The organism is Shinella lacus (assembly GCF_010994755.1).
GTDB classification, from domain to species: Bacteria; Pseudomonadota; Alphaproteobacteria; order Rhizobiales; family Rhizobiaceae; genus Shinella; species Shinella lacus.
Map to the genome: position 1 here is coordinate 38,613 of NZ_WHSB02000022.1, position 21,343 is coordinate 59,955.

The 21,343-nt window shown below is 62.9% G+C and carries 19 protein-coding genes; 13 read left to right on the plus strand and 6 right to left on the minus strand.

Features of this window, described 5'->3' with window-relative positions; genetic code table 11:
• Window positions 1-3: 3 nt before the first annotated feature.
• From GB927_RS31935 to GB927_RS31945, 3 genes are all read right to left on the minus strand, one after another.
• Window positions 4-714, minus strand: coding sequence for an ABC transporter ATP-binding protein (locus tag GB927_RS31935; protein WP_256121224.1), 711 nt, complete (start codon window positions 712-714; stop codon window positions 4-6).
• Window positions 711-1,523, minus strand: a complete 813-nt coding sequence (locus GB927_RS31940; protein ID WP_256121225.1) for an ABC transporter ATP-binding protein — start codon at window positions 1,521-1,523, stop codon at window positions 711-713. Before GB927_RS31940 ends, GB927_RS31935 begins: the two co-directional genes overlap by 4 nt.
• A 76-nt stretch (window positions 1,524-1,599) precedes the next feature.
• Entirely contained in the window at window positions 1,600-2,784 is a 1,185-nt protein-coding gene (locus tag GB927_RS31945) for an ABC transporter substrate-binding protein (RefSeq protein ID WP_256121226.1), read from the minus strand.
• A gap of 369 nt (window positions 2,785-3,153) precedes the next feature.
• Here GB927_RS31945 and GB927_RS31950 point away from each other — a divergent pair, with 369 nt between their 5' ends.
• The 12 genes from GB927_RS31950 to GB927_RS32005 all read left to right on the plus strand — a co-directional run bounded on the left by GB927_RS31950 (window position 3,154) and on the right by GB927_RS32005 (window position 16,388).
• Window positions 3,154-4,773, plus strand: a complete 1,620-nt coding sequence (locus GB927_RS31950; RefSeq protein WP_256121227.1) for an AMP-binding protein — start codon at window positions 3,154-3,156, stop codon at window positions 4,771-4,773.
• A gap of 116 nt (window positions 4,774-4,889) precedes the next feature.
• A complete protein-coding gene (locus tag GB927_RS31955) occupies window positions 4,890-5,417 on the plus strand; it encodes a MarR family winged helix-turn-helix transcriptional regulator (protein WP_256121228.1) in 528 nt (175 codons plus the stop codon).
• A gap of 123 nt (window positions 5,418-5,540) precedes the next feature.
• A complete protein-coding gene (locus tag GB927_RS31960; protein WP_256121229.1) occupies window positions 5,541-7,859 on the plus strand; it encodes a bifunctional salicylyl-CoA 5-hydroxylase/oxidoreductase in 2,319 nt (772 codons plus the stop codon).
• Window positions 7,856-8,626 carry an SDR family NAD(P)-dependent oxidoreductase gene (locus tag GB927_RS31965; RefSeq protein WP_256121230.1) on the plus strand — a complete coding sequence of 257 codons (771 nt, stop codon included), beginning with the start codon at window positions 7,856-7,858 and terminating at the stop codon, window positions 8,624-8,626. Before GB927_RS31960 ends, GB927_RS31965 begins: the two co-directional genes overlap by 4 nt.
• Before the next feature lie 11 nt (window positions 8,627-8,637).
• Entirely contained in the window at window positions 8,638-9,480 is an 843-nt protein-coding gene (locus tag GB927_RS31970) for an enoyl-CoA hydratase family protein (RefSeq protein ID WP_369431762.1), read from the plus strand.
• 2 nt (window positions 9,481-9,482) lie between these two features.
• The gene (locus tag GB927_RS31975; RefSeq protein ID WP_256121232.1) at window positions 9,483-10,664 is read left to right on the plus strand and encodes an acyl-CoA dehydrogenase family protein; all 1,182 of its coding nucleotides are present in this window, start codon (window positions 9,483-9,485) and stop codon (window positions 10,662-10,664) included.
• 14 nt (window positions 10,665-10,678) lie between these two features.
• Entirely contained in the window at window positions 10,679-11,866 is a 1,188-nt protein-coding gene (locus GB927_RS31980; RefSeq protein ID WP_256121233.1) for an acyl-CoA dehydrogenase, read from the plus strand.
• A gap of 8 nt (window positions 11,867-11,874) precedes the next feature.
• Window positions 11,875-12,303, plus strand: coding sequence for an acyl-CoA thioesterase (locus GB927_RS31985; protein WP_256121234.1), 429 nt, complete (start codon window positions 11,875-11,877; stop codon window positions 12,301-12,303).
• On the plus strand, window positions 12,281-12,676 hold the full coding sequence (locus GB927_RS31990) for a RidA family protein (protein WP_256121235.1): 396 nt from the start codon (window positions 12,281-12,283) through the stop codon (window positions 12,674-12,676). The genes GB927_RS31985 and GB927_RS31990 overlap by 23 nt, the downstream gene beginning before the upstream one ends.
• Window positions 12,677-12,687: 11 nt before the next feature.
• Entirely contained in the window at window positions 12,688-14,664 is a 1,977-nt protein-coding gene (locus tag GB927_RS31995; RefSeq protein WP_256121236.1) for a 3-hydroxyacyl-CoA dehydrogenase NAD-binding domain-containing protein, read from the plus strand.
• Window positions 14,661-15,863: a 3-oxoadipyl-CoA thiolase gene (gene pcaF / locus GB927_RS32000; protein ID WP_256121237.1), complete on the plus strand. Its 1,203-nt coding sequence runs from the start codon at window positions 14,661-14,663 to the stop codon at window positions 15,861-15,863. Before GB927_RS31995 ends, pcaF begins: the two co-directional genes overlap by 4 nt.
• A 231-nt stretch (window positions 15,864-16,094) precedes the next feature.
• Window positions 16,095-16,388, plus strand: a complete 294-nt coding sequence (locus GB927_RS32005) for a hypothetical protein (RefSeq protein WP_256121270.1) — start codon at window positions 16,095-16,097, stop codon at window positions 16,386-16,388.
• Window positions 16,389-16,575: 187 nt separating this feature from the next.
• Here GB927_RS32005 and GB927_RS32010 read toward each other — a convergent pair whose 3' ends face one another.
• Together GB927_RS32010 and GB927_RS32015 are read right to left on the minus strand one after the other, a co-directional pair.
• Window positions 16,576-17,028, minus strand: coding sequence for a GNAT family N-acetyltransferase (locus GB927_RS32010; protein WP_256121238.1), 453 nt, complete (start codon window positions 17,026-17,028; stop codon window positions 16,576-16,578).
• A 243-nt stretch (window positions 17,029-17,271) separates the two neighbouring features.
• Entirely contained in the window at window positions 17,272-18,894 is a 1,623-nt protein-coding gene (locus tag GB927_RS32015) for a phytoene desaturase family protein (protein WP_256121239.1), read from the minus strand.
• A 298-nt stretch (window positions 18,895-19,192) separates the two neighbouring features.
• Between GB927_RS32015 and GB927_RS32020 the strand changes: the two genes are divergently transcribed.
• Window positions 19,193-20,767, plus strand: a complete 1,575-nt coding sequence (locus GB927_RS32020; protein WP_256121240.1) for a zinc-binding metallopeptidase family protein — start codon at window positions 19,193-19,195, stop codon at window positions 20,765-20,767.
• Window positions 20,768-20,897: 130 nt separating this feature from the next.
• Here the strand turns inward: GB927_RS32020 and GB927_RS32025 are convergent, their stop codons facing one another.
• Window positions 20,898-21,284: a VOC family protein gene (locus GB927_RS32025; RefSeq protein ID WP_006470613.1), complete on the minus strand. Its 387-nt coding sequence runs from the start codon at window positions 21,282-21,284 to the stop codon at window positions 20,898-20,900.
• Between the last annotated feature and the right edge of the window lie 59 nt (window positions 21,285-21,343).

Sequence of the window (21,343 nt, forward strand, 5' to 3'; positions counted from 1 at the left end):
CCGTCAGCCTCCCAGGAAGGTGCTGCGCACCTCGGGATCGGCAAGCAGTTCCCTGCCCGTCCCGGTGAAGCGGTTGGCGCCCTGCACGAGCACGTAGCCGCGGTCGGCGATCTCCAGCGCCTGACGCGCATTCTGCTCGACCATCAGCACCGTGACGCCGGTGCGGGCGACATCGATGATGCGGTCGAACAATTCGTCCATGACGATGGGGCTGACGCCCGCCGTCGGCTCGTCCAGCAGCAGCACGGAAGGCTCCGTCATCAAGGCGCGGCCGACGGCGACCTGCTGGCGCTGGCCGCCGGAAAGCTCGCCCGCCGCCTGGCGCCGCTTGTCGCGCAGCACCGGGAACAGGGCATAGACCTGCTCCATGGTCGAACGGAAATCGTCACGGCGCAGGAAGGCGCCCATTTCGAGATTCTCCTCGACGGTCATCGAGGCGAACACGTTCTCGGTCTGCGGCACGAAGGCCATGCCCCTGGCGACACGCTCCTGCGGCTGCAGCCGCGTGATGTCCTCGCCGCCCAGCCGCACGCTGCCCTGCCGCAGCCGCAGCATGCCGAAGACCGCTTTCATGGCGGTCGACTTGCCCGCCCCGTTGGGACCGACGATGACGGCGATCTCGCCCTTTTCGACCGCGATGGTGCAGCCGTTGAGAATGTCGGCCGCGCCATAGCCGCCGCGCATGGCCTCGCCGATGAGGAAGGGATTGCTCATGCCGACGCCGCCCCGCCCATGGCCGCGGCTTCGCCGTGGATCACCTTGTTCTTGAGCCCGGTGCCGAGATAGGCCTCGATCACCTGCTCGTTCTGCATGATGTCGGCAGGCGCGCCCTCGGCCAGCACCCGCCCCTCGGCCATGACGATCACGCTGTCGCACAGCCGCGCGATGAAATCCATGTCGTGCTCGATGACGCAGAACGTATAGCCGCGCTCGCGGTTCAGCCGCACGATGGCGTCGCCGATCGTGGCGAGCAGGGTGCGGTTCACGCCGGCGCCGACCTCGTCGAGAAAGACGACGCGGGCATCGACCATCATCGTGCGGCCGAGCTCGACCAGCTTCTTCTGCCCGCCGGAGAGATTGCCGGCCCGCTCGTCGCGGACATGGGTGAGCGTCAGGAAGTCGAGCACATCCTCGGCCCTGGCCCGCAATTCCTCCTCCTCCCGCGCGATCCGGGAGCGGTGGAACCAGGTGTTCCAGAGCGTTTCGCCGCTTTGCCCGCCGGGCACCATCATCAGGTTCTCGAGCACGCTCATGGAGGAGAATTCGTGGGCGATCTGGAAGGTGCGCAGAACGCCCCTGGCGAAAAGCGCATGCGGCGGCAGGCCGGTAATATCCTCGCCCGCCAGCGTGACCTTGCCGGACGTGGGCTTGTGCACCCCGGCAATGACGTTGAACAGCGTCGACTTGCCCGCGCCGTTCGGCCCGAGCAGGCCGGTGATGGCTCCTTCGGGAATTTTCAGGGAAACGCCGTCGATGGCGCGGAAGCCGCCGAAATGCTTGTGTATGTCGTGACAAACGATCATCCGCCGTATGTCGTCCCTTGCTGGAGGTTGGGCGGAAGACCCGGCGCGAGACGCGCCGGGCCGCGAAACACCTGGATCAGTGGAACTTCACCGTCTTCATGGCGCCGTTCTCGACCTCCACCTCGCGGTAGGAGCCGGCGCTTTCGCCCTTGCCGATGAACTCGACCGAGGAACCGCCGACATAGTCGACATCGCCGCCGTCCTTGAGGATCTGCAGGGCCTTGGCGAGCTCGCCCGGATAGATCTTCTCGCCCGGCGCGTTGACCACATCCATGATCTTGCCCTTGTAGTCCGCAGGCTTTGCGGAACCGGCCGCCTGCATGGCCAGCAGCATGATCGCGGTCGCGTCATAGGTTTCCGGCACGAAGGTCGCCGAGCCGTTGATGCCGGCGGCCGTGGTCATCTCCAGGAGCTTGGCAGCGCCTGAATCGTCGGAGCCGGGAAGATCCCCGAAGGCGCCGTCGATCTGGTTGCCGAACTTCGCGATCAGGCTCTCGCCCCACATGCCGTTCGGGAACACGAATCTGGAGAAGGCGCCGGTATCGAGAACGGTCTGCACGACGCCCGCGCCGCCCTGGTCCGCATAACCGGCGACGACGATCGCATCGCCGCCCGCCGAAGCAAGCGCCCCGACTTCCGCCGAATAGTCGCTCTTGCCGTCCTCATGCGGCGCGCTCAGCGTGATCTTGCCGCCCTGCTTCTCGAAGGCGGCCTGGATGGAGGAGGCGATGCCCTTGCCGTAATCGTTGTTGGTGTAGCTGATCGCCGCCGACTTGACGCCGCGCTCCATCATGATCTGCGCGAGGATTTCCCCCTCGCGGGCGTCGGACGGCGCGGTGCGGAAGAACAGGCCCTTGCTGTCGATGGTCGACAGGCCCGGCGAGGTGGCCGAGGGCGAGATCAGCACCATGCCGTTCGGAATGGCGACATTGGTGAGCACGGCGCTGGCCGCGCCGGAACAGGTCGGGCCGATGATGCCGGAAACCTGGTCGGAGGTGACGAGCCGCTCCGCCGTCGCGGTGGCGGCTCCCGCGTCGATGCAGGTTTCGTCGCCGCGAACCGGGACGACCTTCGCCCCGTTCAGGAAAAGGCCGGAATCGCTGACCTCCTTCATCGCCAGCTCGGCGGCCTGCGCCATGGGCGGCGTCAGCGACTCGATCGGGCCCGTGAAGCCCATCTCGATCCCCACCCTGACGTCCTCGGCCCGGGCGAACCCAGCCAGCGCCAGGCACGACACGGATGCAATGAGAAATCTCTTCATGTTTCTTCTGTTCCCTCTTTTATGCAACGCTTCCGGATTGGCGTGAAATTGCGTTTATGATTGGCGCCGACGCTACACTATGCCGGCCGTTCCGTGCTGTCCCGGCATCACCTGTTGGAGAAAGTCCCCATTTTTTTGATTTCGGTTTTTTAGGGCGCCGGTCCGCCTCCAATCGAGCCGGCGCGTCTATAGCAATGGCCGTCACCCGCCGCTTTCGTCAAGCGAGCGGGAAAAAACTTAGGCTTGAAATAATTTTTTGCCTATGAGAGCTTTCCGCGATCAGCCCGGCAAGGCTGGCGGGACGAGAGGAAGCGTTCGCGCCGGACCACCAGCCCGGCGCAGCGCAACCGTCATCTCGGGGGAACCACGGTGCTAGGTCCATCTGCCCATATCGACACGTTCACGCGCGACAACCTGCCGCCGCCGGAGGAATGGCCGGATTTCCTGCTCGACGGCTTCGCTTATCCCGCGCGCATCAATGCCGCAGTCGAACTGACCGACCGGATGGTGGAACGCGGCTTCGGCGACCACACGGCCCTGATCGGCAACGGACGCCGGCGCACCTACAAGGAACTGGCCGACTGGACCAGCCGCATCGCCCATGCGCTGGTGGAAAATTACGGGCTGGAGCCCGGGAACCGGGTGCTGATCCGCTCGGCCAACAATCCCGCCATGGTCGCCTGCTGGCTGGCCGCCACCAAGGCCGGTGCCGTCGTCGTCAACACCATGCCGATGCTGCGTGCGGGAGAACTTGCCAAGATTGTCGACAAGGCCGAGATAACGTTGGCGCTGTGCGACACGCGGCTGATGGAGGAGATGGTGGCCTGCGCCAAGGACAGCGCCTTCCTCAAGCAGGTCGTCGGCTTCGACGGAACCGCCAATCACGACGCCGAACTCGACCGTATCGCACTCGACAAGTCAGTGCTCTTCAAAGCCGTGAACACGGGCAGCGACGACGTGGCGCTGCTCGGCTTCACCTCCGGCACGACCGGCGTGCCAAAAGCGACGATGCATTTTCATCGCGACCTCCTGATCATCGCCGATGCCTATGCGAAGGAAGTCTTGCAAGTCACGCCGGACGATATCTTCGTCGGCTCGCCGCCGCTCGCTTTCACCTTCGGACTCGGCGGCCTTGCGATCTTTCCGCTGCGTTTCGGCGCGGCCGCGACGCTGCTGGAGCACGCCACGCCGCCGAACATGGTTGAGATCATTGAGAGCTACAGGGCGACAATTTCCTTCACCGCCCCCACCGCCTACCGCGCCATGCTGAAGGCGATGGATGCCGGGGCCGATCTTTCCTCCCTGCGTGTCGCCATTTCGGCGGGCGAGACGTTGCCCGGCCCCGTCTTCGAGGAATGGACGCAGAAGACCGGCAAGCCGATCCTCGACGGCATCGGCGCCACCGAAATGCTGCACATCTTCATTTCCAACCGTTTCGAGGACAGCAAGGCCGCTTCGACCGGAAAACCTGTCGGCGGCTACGAAGCGCGGATCGTCGATGAGGAAATGCGCGAGGTGCCGTGCGGCGCCGTCGGACGGCTTGCCGTGCGCGGGCCGACCGGCTGCCGCTACATGGCCGATGCACGCCAGCGCGACTATGTGCGGGACGGCTGGAACCTCACCGGCGACACCTTCCTGCAGGACGAGGACGGATTCTTCCATTTCGCCGCCCGCTCCGACGACTTGATCGTCAGCGCCGGGTATAACATCGCCGGTCCCGAGGTGGAGGCGGCGCTGCTGACCCATCCCGACGTGCTGGAATGCGCCGTGATAGGCGCCCCGGATGGCGATCGCGGGCAGATCGTCGAGGCCCATGTGGTTCTCATCGCCGGAGTGGAACCGGACATGCTGACCGTCAAGCGGTTGCAGGACCACGTCAAGGCGACCATAGCACCGTATAAATATCCACGGTCCATCCGGTTTGTGGCGGCGCTACCTAAAACGCAGACCGGCAAAATCCAGCGTTTTCGCCTGCGTACAGACACATGACCGGACATTAGCAAACCCGAGCCGACGTTCGGCCTGTCCAAGCGCGATGAACCTATCTAAAAGACAGGCGATGGATTCCTCCGCGCAGGGCCGGAGGTAGAAACGGACGTTTGGAAATGACGGCTGACAAGACGCTCGACATCGCGCCGGACTGGGTGGATGGCGAAACCAAGGCGCTGGAAGCACCGCACGATCATCGCGCCGAGTTGCGCCTCTGGCTGCGGCTTCTCACCTGCTCGACGCTGGTGGAAAGCGAGGTTCGCCGCCGCCTGCGCGAGGAGTTCGACTCGACCCTGCCCCGCTTCGACCTCATGGCGCAACTAGAGCGCGCGGCAGACGGCATGGTGCTGGGTGAAGTCTCCAAACGCATGATGGTCTCGCCCGGCAACATCACCGTTCTGGTCGAGCGCCTGACGGAGAGCGGACACCTGAGTCGCACGACCCTGCCGACCGACCGGCGCGTTCAGATCATCGCGCTCACCCCCTTCGGCCGCGCCGAATTCGAAAAGATGGCGGCCCGTCACGCCGACTGGATTTCCGACCTTTTCGCCGGTCTCACTCCGAAAGACGGCGGCGTGCTAATGGATGAGCTTGCCAAGCTCAAGCGATCGATCATCGCATCTCTCGGCAGGGGCGGCGCCTAGCGAAAAAGGCCCGTCCACCCAAAACAATTTTAAGCTTGAAATTTCTCCGAAACGAGCCCACTCTGCCGATCACGGCCGGAGGGTGTACCCTCGACCGCGACACGCAGCCGGGAGGAGAACGACATGCGGATCGTCTGTATCGGTGGTGGGCCTGCCGGCCTCTATTTCGCGCTTCTGATGAAACGCCAGCACCCGGAACATCATATCACCGTCGTCGAGCGCAACCGGCCCTTCGACACCTTCGGCTGGGGCGTGGTGTTTTCCGATGCCACCATGCAGTCGATGCGCCGCTGGGACCCGGAAACGGCCGGGACGATCGAGGACGCCTTCAATCATTGGGACGACATCGAACTCGTCTTCAAGGGCCGCAAGATCCGCACCACCGGTCACGGCTTCGTCGGCATTGGCCGCAAGAAGATGCTGAACATCCTGCAGGAGCGCTGCCTGGAACTCGGCGTCGAGTTGCTGTTCGAACGCGACGTGCAGGGCGACGAGGAATTCGCCGACGCCGACCTGATCATCTCCTCGGACGGCGTCAACTCGCGCATCCGCAACAAATACACCGAGGTCTTCAAGCCGGATATGGTCGTCCGGCCGAACCGCTATATCTGGCTCGGTACCGACAAGCGTTTCGACGCCTTCACCTTCGATTTCCAGCGCACCGAACATGGCTGGTTCCAGGCCCATATCTACCGCTTCGACGACAACACCTCGACCTTCATCGTCGAAACCACCGACGAGGTCTTCAAGGCCCACGGCATCGATCAGATGGATCAGGACCAATCCATCGCCTTCTGCGAAAAGCTCTTCGCCGAGACGCTCGACGGCCACAGCCTGATGACCAATGCACGGCATATGCGCGGCTCGGCCTGGCTGAATTTCGGCCGGCTGATCTGCGAGAAGTGGAGCCATTTCAACGGCAACAGCCACGTCGTGCTGATGGGCGACAGCGCCCACACCGCCCATTTCGCTATCGGTTCCGGCACCAAGCTCGCCATCGACGATGCGATCGAGCTGACGCGGCAATTCGATATTTTCGGCCATGACAAGGCCTCCATCCCCGCCGTGCTCGCAGCCTATGAGGAGGTGCGCCGCGTCGATGTCGCCCGCATCCAGAATGCCGCACGCAATGCCATGGAATGGTTTGAGGTGGTCGGCACGCGATATGCCGACACGCTGGAGCCGGAGCAGTTCATGTATTCGATGCTGACCCGCTCGCAGCGCATCAGCCACGAGAACCTGCGCCTGCGCGACAAGGATTGGCTCGAGGGTTTCGAGCGCTGGTTTGCCGAGCGCGCCGGGGCAGAGCCTACGGCAAACGGCGCAGTGCCCCCGCCGATGTTTACGCCGTTCAAGCTGCGCGGCATGACCCTCAGGAACCGCATCGTGGTTTCGCCGATGGCGATGTATTCGGCGACCGACGGCGTGCCGAACGATTTCCATCTCGTCCATCTCGGTGCCCGCGCGATGGGTGGCGCGGCGCTGGTCTTCCCGGAGATGACTTGCGTTTCAGCCGATGGCCGCATCACCCCCGGCTGCCTCGGTCTCTGGAACGACGAGCAGCAGCAGGGTTTCAAGCGCATCGTCGATTTCGTGCATCACCAGACGCCGGCCAAGATCGGCATCCAGATCGGCCATGCCGGCCGCAAGGGCGCGACGAAACTTGCCTGGGAGGGTATCGACCAGCCCTTGAGCGAAGGCGGCTGGCCACTGATGTCGGCCTCTGCCCTGCCCTATCTCGCCCATTCGCAGACGCCGCGCGAAATGACCCGCGCGGATATGGACCGGATCGTCGCGGATTTCGTACAGGCCGCCAAGCGCGCCCGCGATCTGGGCTTCGATATCCTCGAACTGCATGCCGCCCACGGCTACCTGCTGTCGAGCTTCCTGTCGCCGCTCACCAACCGGCGCACTGACGAATACGGTGGCAGCCACGAAAACCGTGCCCGCTTCCCGCTCGAAGTCTTCCATGCCATCCGCAAGGTCTGGCCCGAGGACAAGCCGATTTCCGTACGCCTCTCGACCCATGACTGGCATGAGGGCGGCAACACGCCGGAGGATGCGGCAATCTTCGCCCGCATGTTCAAGGAAGCCGGTGCCGATATGATCGATTGCTCTTCGGGGCAGGTGGTGAAGGAGGAAAAGCCGGTCTATGGCCGCCTGTTCCAGACGCCGTTCTCCGACAAGATCCGCAACGAAATCCAGGTGCCGACCATCGCCGTCGGCGCGATTTCCGAGGCCGATCACGCCAATTCGATCATTGCCGCCGGCCGCGCCGATCTCTGCGCTGTCGCCCGCCCGCATCTGGCCGACCCGTCCTTCGTCATGCACGAGGCGGCGAAGATCGGCTATGACGCCCAGCCCTGGCCGAAGCAGTATCATTCGGCCCGCGGCCAATATGTGAACAACCTCGCGCGCGCCGCAACGGCAGGCAAGCCATGAGCCGCCGCCACGCTTTCGTGACCGGTGCCGGCAGCGGCATCGGCAAGGCGATCGCGCTGGCGCTCGCCGCCGATGGCCATGTGGTGAGCCTAGCCGGGCGGCGGGCCGCGCAGCTTCAGGCCGTGCAGGATGAAATCCTCACGACGGGTGGCGAAGCCTTCGTCCATGATGGTTTCGACGTGACCGACGCGGCCACCATCGAACGCGGTATCGCGGCAGCGATTGCCTCTGCGGGGGAGATTGCCGTGCTCGTCAATTGCGCCGGCGAAGCCCCCTCCGCACCCTTCGAAAAGACCGACCCGGCGCTCTGGAGCCATGTACTCTCCATCAACTTGACCGGCGTCTTTCTGGTAACGCAGGCCGCACTTGCCTCGGTGCGCCGCGCCGGAAACGGCCGCGTCATCAATGTCGCGAGCACCGCCGGTCTTACCGGCTATGCCTATGTCTCGGCCTATTGCGCCTCCAAGCACGGCGTCATCGGCCTGACGCGGGCGCTTGCGCTGGAACTGGCGCGCACCGACGTCACGGTCAACGCCGTCTGCCCCGGCTTCACCGATACGCCGCTCATCGACGGGGCGCTCGACACGATCAGCGAAAAGACCGGCCGCTCGCGCGAGGAAGCCCGCGCCAGCCTTGCCCGTTCCAATCCGCAGGGACGGCTGGTGGCGCCTGACGAGGTGGCGCACACCGTCCTCTGGCTCGCCTCGGAAAAGGCGACCGCCATCACCGGCCAGGCCATCGCAGTGGCCGGCGGCGAAATTCTTTGAAGGAAGAGACGATGACGAACCCCATGCAGGCCAAGAAGCGCCCCTTCAAGAACCACAAGGCCAAACACTTCCTGTTCGAAACCGATGCCGACGGCCGGGTCGCGACGATCACGCTCAACCGCCCGGACAAGAAAAACCCGCTGACCTTCGAAAGCTATGAGGAGCTCGGCGATCTCTTCCGGTCGCTCGCCCGCGCCAGCGACGTGCGCGCCGTGGTGCTGACGGGTGCCGCCGGCAATTTCTCCTCCGGTGGCGATGTGTTCGAAATCATCGAGCCGCTGACCAGCATGGCGATGCCGGACCTGCTCGACTTCACCCGCATGACGGGCGAGCTGGTGCGCCAGATCCGCGCCTGCCCGCAGCCGGTGATTGCCGCCATCGACGGCATCTGCGCCGGTGCCGGCGCCATTCTGGCCATGGCCGCCGATTTCCGGGTGGCGACGCCGGAGGCGAAGACCGCCTTTCTCTTCACCCGCGTCGGGCTTGCCGGGGCGGATATGGGCGCCTGCGGCATTCTCCCCCGCATCATCGGCCAGGGCCGCGCCGCCGAACTTCTGTTTACCGGCCGGGTGATGACCGCGGTCGAAGGCCATGCCTGGGGCTTCTACAATACCCTTCATAACCGCGATGCGCTGCTGGCTGAGGCGCAGAAATTCGCCCGCACTGTCGCCGACGGTCCCTGGTTTGCCCATGCCATGACCAAGACGATGCTCGATCAGGAATGGGCGATGGGCATCGACCAGCTGATCGAGGCGGAAGCGCAGGCGCAGGCGATCTGCATGGCGACCGGGGATTTCCGCCGTGCCTTCGAGGCCTTCGCCGCCAAGACGAAACCGGTCTTCGAGGGGAATTGACCATGCACGCTGCCGCGCGAGCGCCGACCCGCGACCACCTCGACTGGCCGTTTTTCGACGAAAGCCACCGCGCCCTTGCGGCGGAAATCGATAGCTTCGTCGCCAATGGCGGTCTTGGCGATATCGACCACGGCGATGCCGATGCCGCCTGCCGGCAGCTGGTGGCGGCGCTCGGAAAGGCCGGCCTGTTGCGCCACTGCGTGCCGAAGGCATTTGGCGGCGTCAGCGAGGCGATCGACAGCCGGGCGCTTTGCCTGCTGCGCGAAACGCTTGCCTATGCCGATGGCCTCGCCGATTTCGCGCTCGCCATGCAGGGGCTAGGCACCGGCGCGATCAGCCTTTCCGGCTCCGATGCGCTGAAGGAAAAGGTGCTGCCGAAGGTCGCGCGCGGCGAATGGATTTCCGCCTTCGCCCTTTCCGAACCCGATGCCGGCTCGGATGTCGCGGCCATGGCCTGTGCCGCCCGCCGCGAAGGCGACGACTTCATTCTCGACGGCGAGAAGACCTGGATTTCCAACGGCGGCATCGCCGATGTCTACACGGTCTTTGCCCGCACCGGCGAAGCGCCGGGCACGCGCGGCATCTCCGCCTTCGTCGTTTTTGCCGATACGCCCGGCTTCAGTATTGCCGAGCGCATCGAGCCGATCGCGCCGCATCCGCTGGCCCGTATCCGCTTCGACAATTGCCGCATTCCAGCCTCGCAGCTTCTCGGCAGCCCCGGCGAAGGCTTCAAGATCGCCATGCGCACGCTCGATATCTTCCGCCCCTCGGTTGCCGCCGCCGCCACCGGCTTTGCCCGCCGGGCGCTGGACGAGGCCGTCGCCCACGCCAAGAGCCGGAAAATGTTCGGCGCAACGCTCTCCGACCTGCCGACCGCGCAAAGCACGCTGGGCGAGATGGCGACCGCCATCGATGCCGCGGCACTCCTCACCTGCCGCACCGCCTGGAAGCGCGATGTGCAGAAGCAGCCGACGACGCGCGAGGCCGCCATGGCCAAGATGACGGCGACGGAAAACGCCCAATGGGTGATTGACCAGGCACTGCAGCTTTTCGGCGGCCGTGGCGTGCGTGTCGGCGAGATCACCGAGCGGCTTTACCGCGAGATCCGCGCTTTGCGCATCTACGAGGGTGCGACCGAAGTTCAGAAACTGATCATCGGCCGCGAGTTGATGAAGACACGATAAAGGGAGGGATCACTATGCACGGTTCGAAAGCGTCGTTCGATTGGCAGGACCCATTCGATCTGGAAGCGCAGCTCACCGAAGAAGAGCGCATGGTGCGCCATACCGCCCGCGGCTATGCCGAGGACCGGCTGCTGCCGCGCGTGCAGGAGGCCTTCCGCCATGAAAAGACCGATCCCTCGATCTTCGCCGAAATGGGCGAACTCGGCCTGCTCGGCCCGACCGTCAGCGAGGAATACGGCGGCGCGGGACTGAACTACGTCTCCTACGGCCTGATCGCCCGCGAAATCGAGCGCATCGACAGCGGCTACCGCTCGATGATGAGCGTGCAGTCTTCCCTCGTGATCGTGCCGATCTACACCTTCGGCAGCGAGGCGCAGAAGCGCAAATACCTGCCACCGCTGATCGCCGGCACCAAGATCGGCTGCTTCGGCCTGACGGAACCCGACCATGGCTCCGATCCCGGCTCGATGCTGACTCGCGCCAAAAAGGTCGATGGTGGCTATCTCCTGAACGGCTCCAAGACCTGGATTTCCAATTCGCCGATCGCCGATATCTTCGTCGTCTGGGCGAAAACCCCGGATGGCCTGATCCGCGGCTTCATCCTCGAAAAGGGCTGGAAGGGGCTGAGCGCACCGGCGATCTACGGCAAGGTCGGGCTGCGCGCCTCGATCACCGGCCAGATCGTCATGGACGACGTCTTCGTGCCGGAAGAAAACCTGCTGCCGGATGTCACCGGCCTGAAGGGGCCTTTCACCTGCCTCAACTCCGCCCGCTTCGGCATCGCCTGGGGGGCGCTCGGGGCCGCCGAATCCTGCTATGAGACGGCGCGGCAGTATGTCATCGACCGCAAGCAGTTCGGCCGGCCGCTCGCCGCCAATCAGCTGATCCAGAAAAAGCTCGCCGACATGGCGACGGAAATCAGCCTAGGCTTGCAGGCCTGCCTGCGTCTTGGCCGCATGAAGGACGAGGGCAATCCGCCCGTCGAGCTGACCTCGATCGTCAAGCGCAACTCCTGCGGCAAGGCGCTCGATATCGCCCGTGCCGCCCGCGACATGCTCGGCGGCAACGGCATCTCGGACGAATTCCCGGTCGCCCGCCATCTCGTCAATCTCGAAGTCGTCAATACCTATGAGGGAACGCATGACATCCATGCGCTAATCCTCGGCCGCGCCATCACCGGCATCGCCGCCTTCGCGAATTGAGGCCGGCGGTGTTCACGACGAAAAGACCGCTGCGGTTTGGAGATTGCGATCCTTCGGGCATCGCCTATTTCCCCTCCTATCTCAACATCCTCGTGGGGGTGCTGGAGGACTTCTTTACCTCGCTCGGCTTTCCCTTCCGGGCGATGACCGACGATCTCAAGATCGGCGTGCCGACACTGCGCCTCGATCTCACCTTCAAAAGCCCCGGTTTTCAGGGCGACGAACTCGACTTCGCGCTTGCCGTCAAAGGCATCGGCCGCTCTTCCCTCGACATGGAGCACACGGTTTCCGCCCGCGGCACCGTGCTCTGGACGGCGAAACATCGCGTCGTCGCTACCTCGCTCGATACCCACGGCTCCATTGCCTGGCCGGACGACATCCGCGCCGCCCTGACCCATCATCTGGAGATGCCCCATGCACACGATCCTGCAACCTGAAGGCTGGGCCAAGCCCATCGGCTATTCCAACGGCGTGGCAGCGACCGGCCGCACACTGTTCGTCGGCGGCCAGATCGGCTGGAACGAAAATTCCGAGTTCGAGACTGACGATTTCGTCGAGCAGGTGCGCCAGACGCTGAAGAACATCGTCGCGGTACTCGCCGCCGGGGGCGCCGAGCCCCATCACATCACCACCATGACCTGGTATTTCACCGACAAGCAGGAATATCTCGGCAACCTGCGCGGCATCGGCCACGCCTATCGCGAGACCATCGGCCGGCACTATCCGGCCATGGCGGCGATGCAGGTGGTGGCGCTGGTGGAAGACCGCGCCAAGATCGAAATCCAGGCCACGGCCGTCATTCCCGCGTGAGGCCTGCCGCGATGTCGCAGCTGCGTTTTTCGGAAACTATTTTTGCCGATCTGGATGATGGCGTGCTCGTCGTCACCATCGATAATGCACCCGTCAACGCCCTCTCGGCAGAGGTGCGGGCCGGCCTGATGGCGGCGCTCGACCATGCCGCCGGTGATCATGCAATCGCGGGGATCGTCATCACCGGCGCCGGCCGCACTTTCATCGGCGGGGCGGATATCCGCGAATTCGGCAAACCGCCGGTCGAGCCGCTGCTGCTCGATGTCATCAATCGCATCGAAGCTTTCGGCAAACCGGTCATCTGCGCCGTCAATGGCGCCGCACTCGGCGGCGGCTGCGAAGTCGCGCTCGCCTGCCATAGCCGCATTGCCGGAGAAGCAGCGAGCTTCGGCCTGCCGGAAGTCAAGCTTGGCCTCATCCCCGGCGCCGGCGGCACCCAGCGCCTGCCGCGCCTGATCGGCACCGTTGCCGCGCTCGACCTCATCGGAACGGCGCGCACGGTGAAGGCCGGCGAAGCTGTGAGCATTGGTCTTGCCGATGCCGTCACCGCCGGCCCGATCCAGGCCGCCGTTGCCGCCGTGCGGGAAAAAGCCGACCGGCCGCTCCGCCGCACCGGCGCATTGGATGTTCCGTCCGCCGATGCCGCTGCCATCGACGCGGCGGCGGCAAAGATCATCGCGAAAAGTCGCGGCCAGACTGCTCCGAGCGAGGCAATCCGCCTCGTCAAGGCGGCCGGCTGGCTTGACCTCGAACAGGGTCTGGCGGAAGAACGCGCTACCTTCCTGCGCCTGCGGGATTCCGTCGAATCCGCCGCCTTGCGGCACGTATTCTTTGCCGAACGTGCCGCCGGCAAGGTCGAGAAGCTTGAGGGTATCTCGCCGCGGCAGATCGAGACGGTTGGCGTAGTCGGTACCGGGCTGATGGGCTCCGGCATCGCGGTTTCGGCGCTGACCGGCAGTTACCGCGTCATCGCGCTGGAGCAGACGCAGGAAGGCGCGGCCGCCGGCTATGCCCGCATCGCCGCCGCTCTCGACAAGACCGTGCAATCCGGCCGCCTCACCGCCGAGGCACGCGATGCCTGCCTCGCCCGTCTCCAAACCACTGACGACGCGACGACGCTCGCAGCCGCCGATCTCGTCATCGAGGCCGTCTTCGATGCTCTTTCGGTCAAGACCGACTTGTTCCGCCGCCTAGACGGCATCGTCGCGCCCACGGCCATTCTCGCGACCAACACCAGCTATCTCAACCCGGACGAGATTGCCGCCGCGACAGCCGATCCCTCCCGCGTGGTCGGACTGCACTTCTTCTCGCCCGCCAATATCATGCGCCTCGTCGAAGTCGTCGACTGCGCCGACACCGCGCCGGATGTGCTGGCAAGCGCGCTCGCCTTCGCCAAACGCCTCGGCAAACTCGCCATCGTCTGCGGTGTCACCGAGGGTTTTATTGGCAACCGCATCTTCTCCGCCTATCGCCGCGAAGCCGAGTTCATGCTGGAGGACGGCGCCCTGCCGCAGGAGATCGACGCGGCGCTCGAAGCCTATGGTTTTCCGATGGGCATCTTCGCCGTCAACGACATGGCGGGCCTCGAAATCGCCTGGGCACGCCGCCAGCGGCATGCCGCAACCCGCAACCCGGCCGAACGCTATGTCGAGATCGCCGACCGGCTTTGCGAGGCCGGCCGCCTTGGCAGGAAAAGCGGCCTCGGCTGGTATGCCTATCCCAATGGCGAGCGCACGGTCGATTCCACGGTAACCGCGATGATCGAGGCCGCACGGGCTAAGAAGAACATCCTCCCGCGCGCCTTCAGCGCGGACGAAATCACGGCCCGTCTTCTGAAAGCGATGCTTGATGAAGGAAGCGCCCTGATCGCGGAGGGCATCGCCGCACGCTCCAGCGATATCGATGTGGTGATGATCAATGGCTACGGCTTCCCCGCCCACAAAGGCGGACCGATGTTTGCCGGACAGCACAAGGACCTGACGGCATGACCGAAGCTTATATCGTCGGCGGCGTCCGCACACCCATCGGCCGCTATGGCGGCGCCCTCTCCTCCGTGCGGCCAGACGATCTCGCCGCCCACGTGATCCGCGAGGCGCTGGCGCGGGTGGCGGGCGTACCGGCCGAAGAGATCGACGAGGTGGTTTTCGGCTGCGCCAATCAGGCCGGCGAGGATAACCGCAATGTCGCCCGCATGGCGGCGCTGCTCGCGGGCCTGCCGGAAACCGTGGCCGGCACCACGCTCAACCGGTTGTGCGGCTCCGGCCTCGATGCCGTCGGCTATGCCGCCCGCGCCATCCGGCTCGGCGAAGCCGATATCATGATTGCCGGCGGAGTGGAAAGCATGTCGCGCGCGCCCTTCGTGATGCCGAAGGCGAGCAATCCCTTCCAGCGCAACACCGAAGTCCACGACACGACGATCGGCTGGCGCTTCGTCAACCCGCAGATGGAGGCAAGCTTCGGCATCGATTCCATGCCGGAGACGGCGGAAAACGTCGCCGCCGAATTTTCCATTTCGCGCGCGGATCAGGACGCGTTTGCATACCGCAGCCAGGCCCGTACGGCCGCAGCCCAGAAGAACGGCCGTTTGGCCCGCGAGATTGCCCCCTATCCGATCAAGGGTCGCAAGGGCGAGATAACGCTGGTCAGCGAGGACGAACACCCGCGCGAGACGACGCTGGAAAAGCTCGCCAGTCTGCCCGCCCCCTTCCGAAGCGGCGGCGCGGTGACCGCCGGCAATGCCTCGGGCGTCAATGACGGCGCCGCCGCGCTCATCCTCGCCTCCCGCGCAGCCATCGAACGCCATGGCCTGCAGCCGCTTGCCCGTGTCGACGGCATGGCGACGGCCGGCGTTGCGCCACGCATCATGGGTATCGGCCCGATCTATTCCACCCGCAAGCTGCTCGCCCGCCAAGGTCTTTCGATCGACGACATCGACATCATCGAACTCAACGAGGCCTTTGCGGCGCAGGCACTCGCCTGCCTGCGTGACCTCGGCCTCCCCGACGATGCCCCTCACGTCAACCCCAATGGCGGTGCCATTGCGCTGGGCCACCCACTCGGCATGTCCGGTGCGCGGCTAGCCTTGACGGCGGCGTTGGAACTCGAACAGCGGGATGCCAGGCGGGCGCTGGCCACCATGTGCATCGGCGTCGGGCAAGGCATATCGATGCTGCTGACGCGTCTTTGAAAGGGTTTCATCCACGGTCGAAAAGGGAGGCCTTTTTAGTGCGGATTGATAGCAATTGTTCAGATGTTTTCGCGTGGGCCGCCCGGATCGTGATTATTAATGAGATACTCCGACTGGACGTCCATCGAGTCGAAATCAATTCATAGGGGAATGTAAGAGCACCGAAATCAGGGCGAATATGTCTTCCGACTTTCCATGAGCGGAATGAGAGATGCAGTAGATGAGAAAAGTATGACGAAGCGGTCCGCCGGCTCCACCGAAGCCCTGCACAGGCATCCAGAGATCGGTCTTTGCGAAGACAAGACATCGGCATACGTCGCCAGCTTGCTCGAAGGTCTCGGTTACGCCGTAACACGGCCCTGTCGTGCCAAGAACCGGCTCGCGGCCGTCGTATTTCTGAACGGCGAAATTCTCTTCTTGATTTCGATGACGCATATATTTCAGAACTATGACGATGCTTTGCCGAGTCAACCTGACATGAATACAACGAAGGTCGATGTGACCTCCCGCGCGACTTCCCGATGAGCATGTCATCGGGCCGAACGCCGCGCTATCGCATGCCCGCTAGATCCAGGCTTACGAGCCAAGATCAGTGGTCCTACGGCCATAGTCAGATGGCAAAGAGCCATGGTGGATTTTAAGCGGTAGCCGCTTTCATCGCGGCATTCGATTGAGGCTCGGTAGTCCAGCAAGAAAGCGCTATAAATCCAAATCAACCGATGCTCTTCGCCATGTGAACGATAATGCCTCCGTTCATGGCTTCCTTTCGTTCAACCTCGTACCCCAACGAGCTGTAAAGACGTATGTTTTCCTCGAACTTGGCGTTGGTGTAGAGCCGTATAACGCTTAATCCGTCTGTTGCTGCAATCTGCTCGGCGTGAGCGAGCATCCTCCTGCCAAAACCACGCTTTTGATAAGGCGGGGCTACTGCGACATTCTCTATCAGCAAGTATCGGGGGTGTTGGATCGTTTCGACCAGAGCGGCAATTTCCTTTCCGACAATTAGAAGGTCGGCGCGGTGGTCGCGGATATGGGCGGCATGGTCTGCCTTCATCGGCAGCGGTTCCCGACCGATATGCGGAACCCACTTTGCATATGCTAAGCGGGTTATCGTGGTGACAGCCTTAGCGTCTTCGATAGTAGCAATTCGGATTGTCTCAGTCATACTACATCCATAGGCGTTTACAGGGACTAGCGGAAGTTGGTCGCCCCCCTCGTTTTCAGTTGGAGCCACGGAGCGAAAAGGCCCGCCTGCCAAACGCGGTGGTACGGGGCGATCCTTAATCAGAAGAAGTTCGGTCGGATTGTTGCCCCTCTTCAGGGTACCGCAAATAAGACGACCGTAAGGCGAACCTTTCTACCTGACGCGATTGACGCCTTCGTAGGCGAAGCTACCACACAATCTTGCTCACCCCATTTTGGTGTTTTGATCCCTCAGTATCTCCCGCGCCGCGTTATGACCTGGAATGCCTGTTACGCCGCCGCCCGGATGCATTGAGGATCCACAGATATAAAGCCCGCCAATCGGTGTGCGATAATCAGCGTAGCCGGAGACCGGACGTTGGAAGAACAACTGGTCCGCCGACAGCTCGCCATGGAAAACATGGCCCTGCGGCAGGTTCACGATCCGCTCCATATCGGGCGGCAGTAAAAGCTGCGCCTCGATTACATCATTGCCGAAGCCCGGCGCATAGCGCTCTATGGCGGCAAAGACGTTCTTGCGGAAGTTCTCCTTTTCCTGCGACCAGTCGCCACCCTTCAGGCTGTAGGGCGCATGGCCACCGTAAAAATTGATGACATGTTTGCCCTCCGGTGCCAGCGTGTCGTCAATGAAGCTGGGCGTGACTTGCGTCATATACGGTTGTGATGAGTACCAGCCGTACTTCGCATCGTCATAGGCTCGTTCGAGGTAGTTCACGTCAGGTGCGATACGGGTATAGGTCGGGTAGGGGAAATCACCCAGCACACCGTCTTGCCTTACGCGGTCGAGGATTTTGTATTGCGGCGGCCGATGGCAGGCGACGTTCATCTTGAATGCGGTCGCAAACGTTCGGTAGCCACGAATCTGGCGCAGGACCTCATCGGGAAGATGCTGCTCGCCCACCATATTGAGGTAGAGTGTCTTGGCGGATACGTTGGAGGCGACAATCGGCGCCTCGTATGTCCGTCCCTCTTTCGTGACAACTCCGGTTGCGCGACCGTTGCGGACAATAATCTTGCTGATTTCAGCGCGGGTGACGATCTCCACGCCCTTCGAGCGGCCGTAGTCGGCGAGGCATTCGGTGATCTTGCCCATGCCCCCCTTCACGAAGCCCCATCCGCCCGCTTCACCCATGATATGATGCATGATGACATAGGCGGTGCCCGGGCTCTTCGGCCCGGCGAAGGTGCCCATCGATGCATAGTAGGCGATCACCGCGATCACCCTATCGTCTTCAAACCACTCCTTCAGAAAATCATAGGCGCTCATCGTCATCATATCGATGATCCGATACATTTTCCGGCCGACCTTGCGGTAGCGCCAGAGCAGCGAACTTACCTGCTTGAAGGTCTTCCAGTCTCGCCGACTGAGATCCGGTGGTGTCTCCCACAGAAGCTGACGCACGACCTCCGTCGCTTCGCGCAGATAGGCGTCGAAGGCTGGATAGATATCGGCATCCTTTTCCGAGAATTTGCGGAACGAGGCCTGCGTCTTGGCCATGTCTCCTGAGAAGAGAATGTAACCTTCGCCCTCGTCCACGGGGGCAATCATGTCCGAACAAGGAAGAACCTCGTATCCGCGGCCGGGTAAATCGAAATCGCGGATGATGCGGGGATGGAGCATGCCCGTCATGTAGGAGAAGATCGAGGCACGAAACCCCGGGGTGAACTCCTCGGTTACAGCGGCGCCTCCGACGATATGCCGGCGCTCGAGAACGAGAACCTTTCGCCCCTCCCGAGCGAGATAGTTGGCGCAGACGAGGCCGTTGTTGCCTCCGCCGACAATGATCGCGTCATAGTGCGAATGCGATGCTGCCTGTTTCTCCGTCATATCCCCTGATGCCTTCCGTTGCGCGCTCGGGTAAAGATGTGTATGGCTATAAATATATAGCCATCTATAAAGATGTACATATCTATAAGGAGAATCGCCAGCACTTATCTGAAAAGGCCGCTGCAAAGCCTGGGGACGCGATCGGATCGATCCGACCATCGCTGCGATTTCGAACTGTCTGATTGGGTCTCAGCGATGCCGATGACGATCGCACTATTCTATCGCGGGGACCGTGACTGGACGGTGGCCTGCGCTGCGGATGAACCTTAACCGACAACCAAATCTAGGAAGCCGTGACATGACGCCTGAGAAACAAACCGCTGTCGACTGGGTCAATGCGAATGAAAATGCCCTGTCCGATTGGCATACGACGATCTGGGATTTTCACGAGCCTGCATGGCGGGAATATAAATCGGCGGCCTGGTACGTGGAGCGCCTGCGAGCCGAGGGCTTTACGGTCGAGGCGGGGTCGGCCGGAATGCCGACGGCATTTTGCGCAACGTGGGGGGATAGCGGTCCGATCATCGCGTCTTACGCGGAATATGATGCGGTGCCCGGTAATTCCCAGCAACGCACCCCCTATATGGCGCCGCGCGAGGGGGTTAACCGTTGGGCTCCCGGCCACACCGACCCGCATTCCGCCCTCGGCATCGGCGCCCTCGGCGGCATACTGGCGGCCAAGGCGGCGATGGAGAAGCATGGCATCAAGGGGCGGCTGAAATTCTTCGGCGAACCGGCAGAGAAGGTTTGCGGCTCGAAACCGGTGCATGCGGCCCACGGTTACTACGACGATATCGACGCCGCCATCAGCTATCATCCGGGCTTCAGGCCGGGGCTGTCGAATACCTGCATCTGGGACAGCCATTGTGGGGCGTACTGGAGCAAGATCTATACGTTTGAATGCACGAAGCCTGAGACCTGGGCAGGCATGGCGGCCACGTCGAATACGTCGATATCCAGCGTCGCGCGCGCGCCAGGAGCAATCGATGCGGTGTGTTTGATGTACACCACCACAAAATACACCAAGGAGGCGATGCTGCCCCATAGCGGCACCTGGATACTCAACGAGGCAATCCTGGCTGCCGGGCAGGCGACGTCGGACAATCTGCCGCCGCGTTTCAGCCAGATCCAATATTCTTGCCGTACCCCGACACTGGAGATGGCGGAACGGGTTATCGCTGTGCTCGACCGCAATGCCGAACACGTTGCCAAGATCACGAATTGTGAGGTTCGTAGCGAGTGGGTCGCAAGGACACGCGTTGGCCTTCCCAATCATGCTATGGCCGAGATTGCCTATCGCAATCTCGAACTTACCGGCCCGCCGGAATTTGGCGACGAAGCCAAGGCCTTCGCCCGCGCGATACAATCAAACCTGGGCCTGGTGCCCATGGATGAGCCATTTCAGGCCGGCATGAGCACGCTGACCACGCCCCAGGATGGAGAGGCGCACAATCGCGAGGTCATGCCGTCCTGGCAGCTCAATTATGGCGCTGACGACTATGTCGACTACACCTGGCACGCGCCGACGGTGAGGCTGATCATAGGCCGCCCCAAGCTTGAGCAGCCCGAAGGCGGCTATCAATATCCTGAATGGGTGTGGAATGCGCTTGGAGGCTTTGCGCCGGCAATCGACCCTACGATTTTCTCCGCTGCGCGCTGCATCGGTGCGACGATCATCGATCTGCTGACCGACCCGGAAGGCCTGGCGCGCGCAAAGGCCGAGTTCGAGATGCGCACCGGCGGCGGCATCGGCGGCACGAAGTGGGTCAAGCCGCTGCTGCCGGCAGATTTCGCAGCGCCCATACACTATCGTTGGCCGGAATATGTGACCACCGTGCGGGGTACGGAATGGTGGATACCCGAGCGGGCCTAAAAGGTGGCCTTTTGCACTTGCCGGGCGGCCGGCAAGTGCAGGAAGGTTTTGCGACGCGTTTCGCGTCCTTTCCCGGCACGGCCAGGAAGCGGGCCGCGAGGATGGCCACGCGTCTGTGGATCGGACGTTATTAGCGGCTGACCTTGGGCCAGGACGGATCAAGGAAGCGCTGGATCTCGATGAGATAGCCGGCCGGGTCCCTGAGGAAGCAGTTATAGACATTATACTGGCTGTTGAAAGCCGGCGGTTTTTCGAACGCAACGCCCTTTGCTTTTATGTGTTCGTACCAGCCGTCGACGTCCTCGGTTACCAGGGTAACGATGACGCGATCACGGGCAAACAACGAGCCGTCCTTGCTGCAGACGGCGACAAATCCCGAGCCGGAGCTGTAAATACGGCAAGCTCCCTGATCGAGTGCCAGAGGAAGTTCCAAAACGCTTCCATAAAAATGAGCGGATGCGTCGAGGTCGTCGGTAAAGAGGAACGTGACAAGCTGGTCGAAGGGGGGAGGCGTCATGGGGTATGTCCTGTGAAGGTTTGATGTAGAGATCTCACATTGCGCTTGCGATGTTCGTC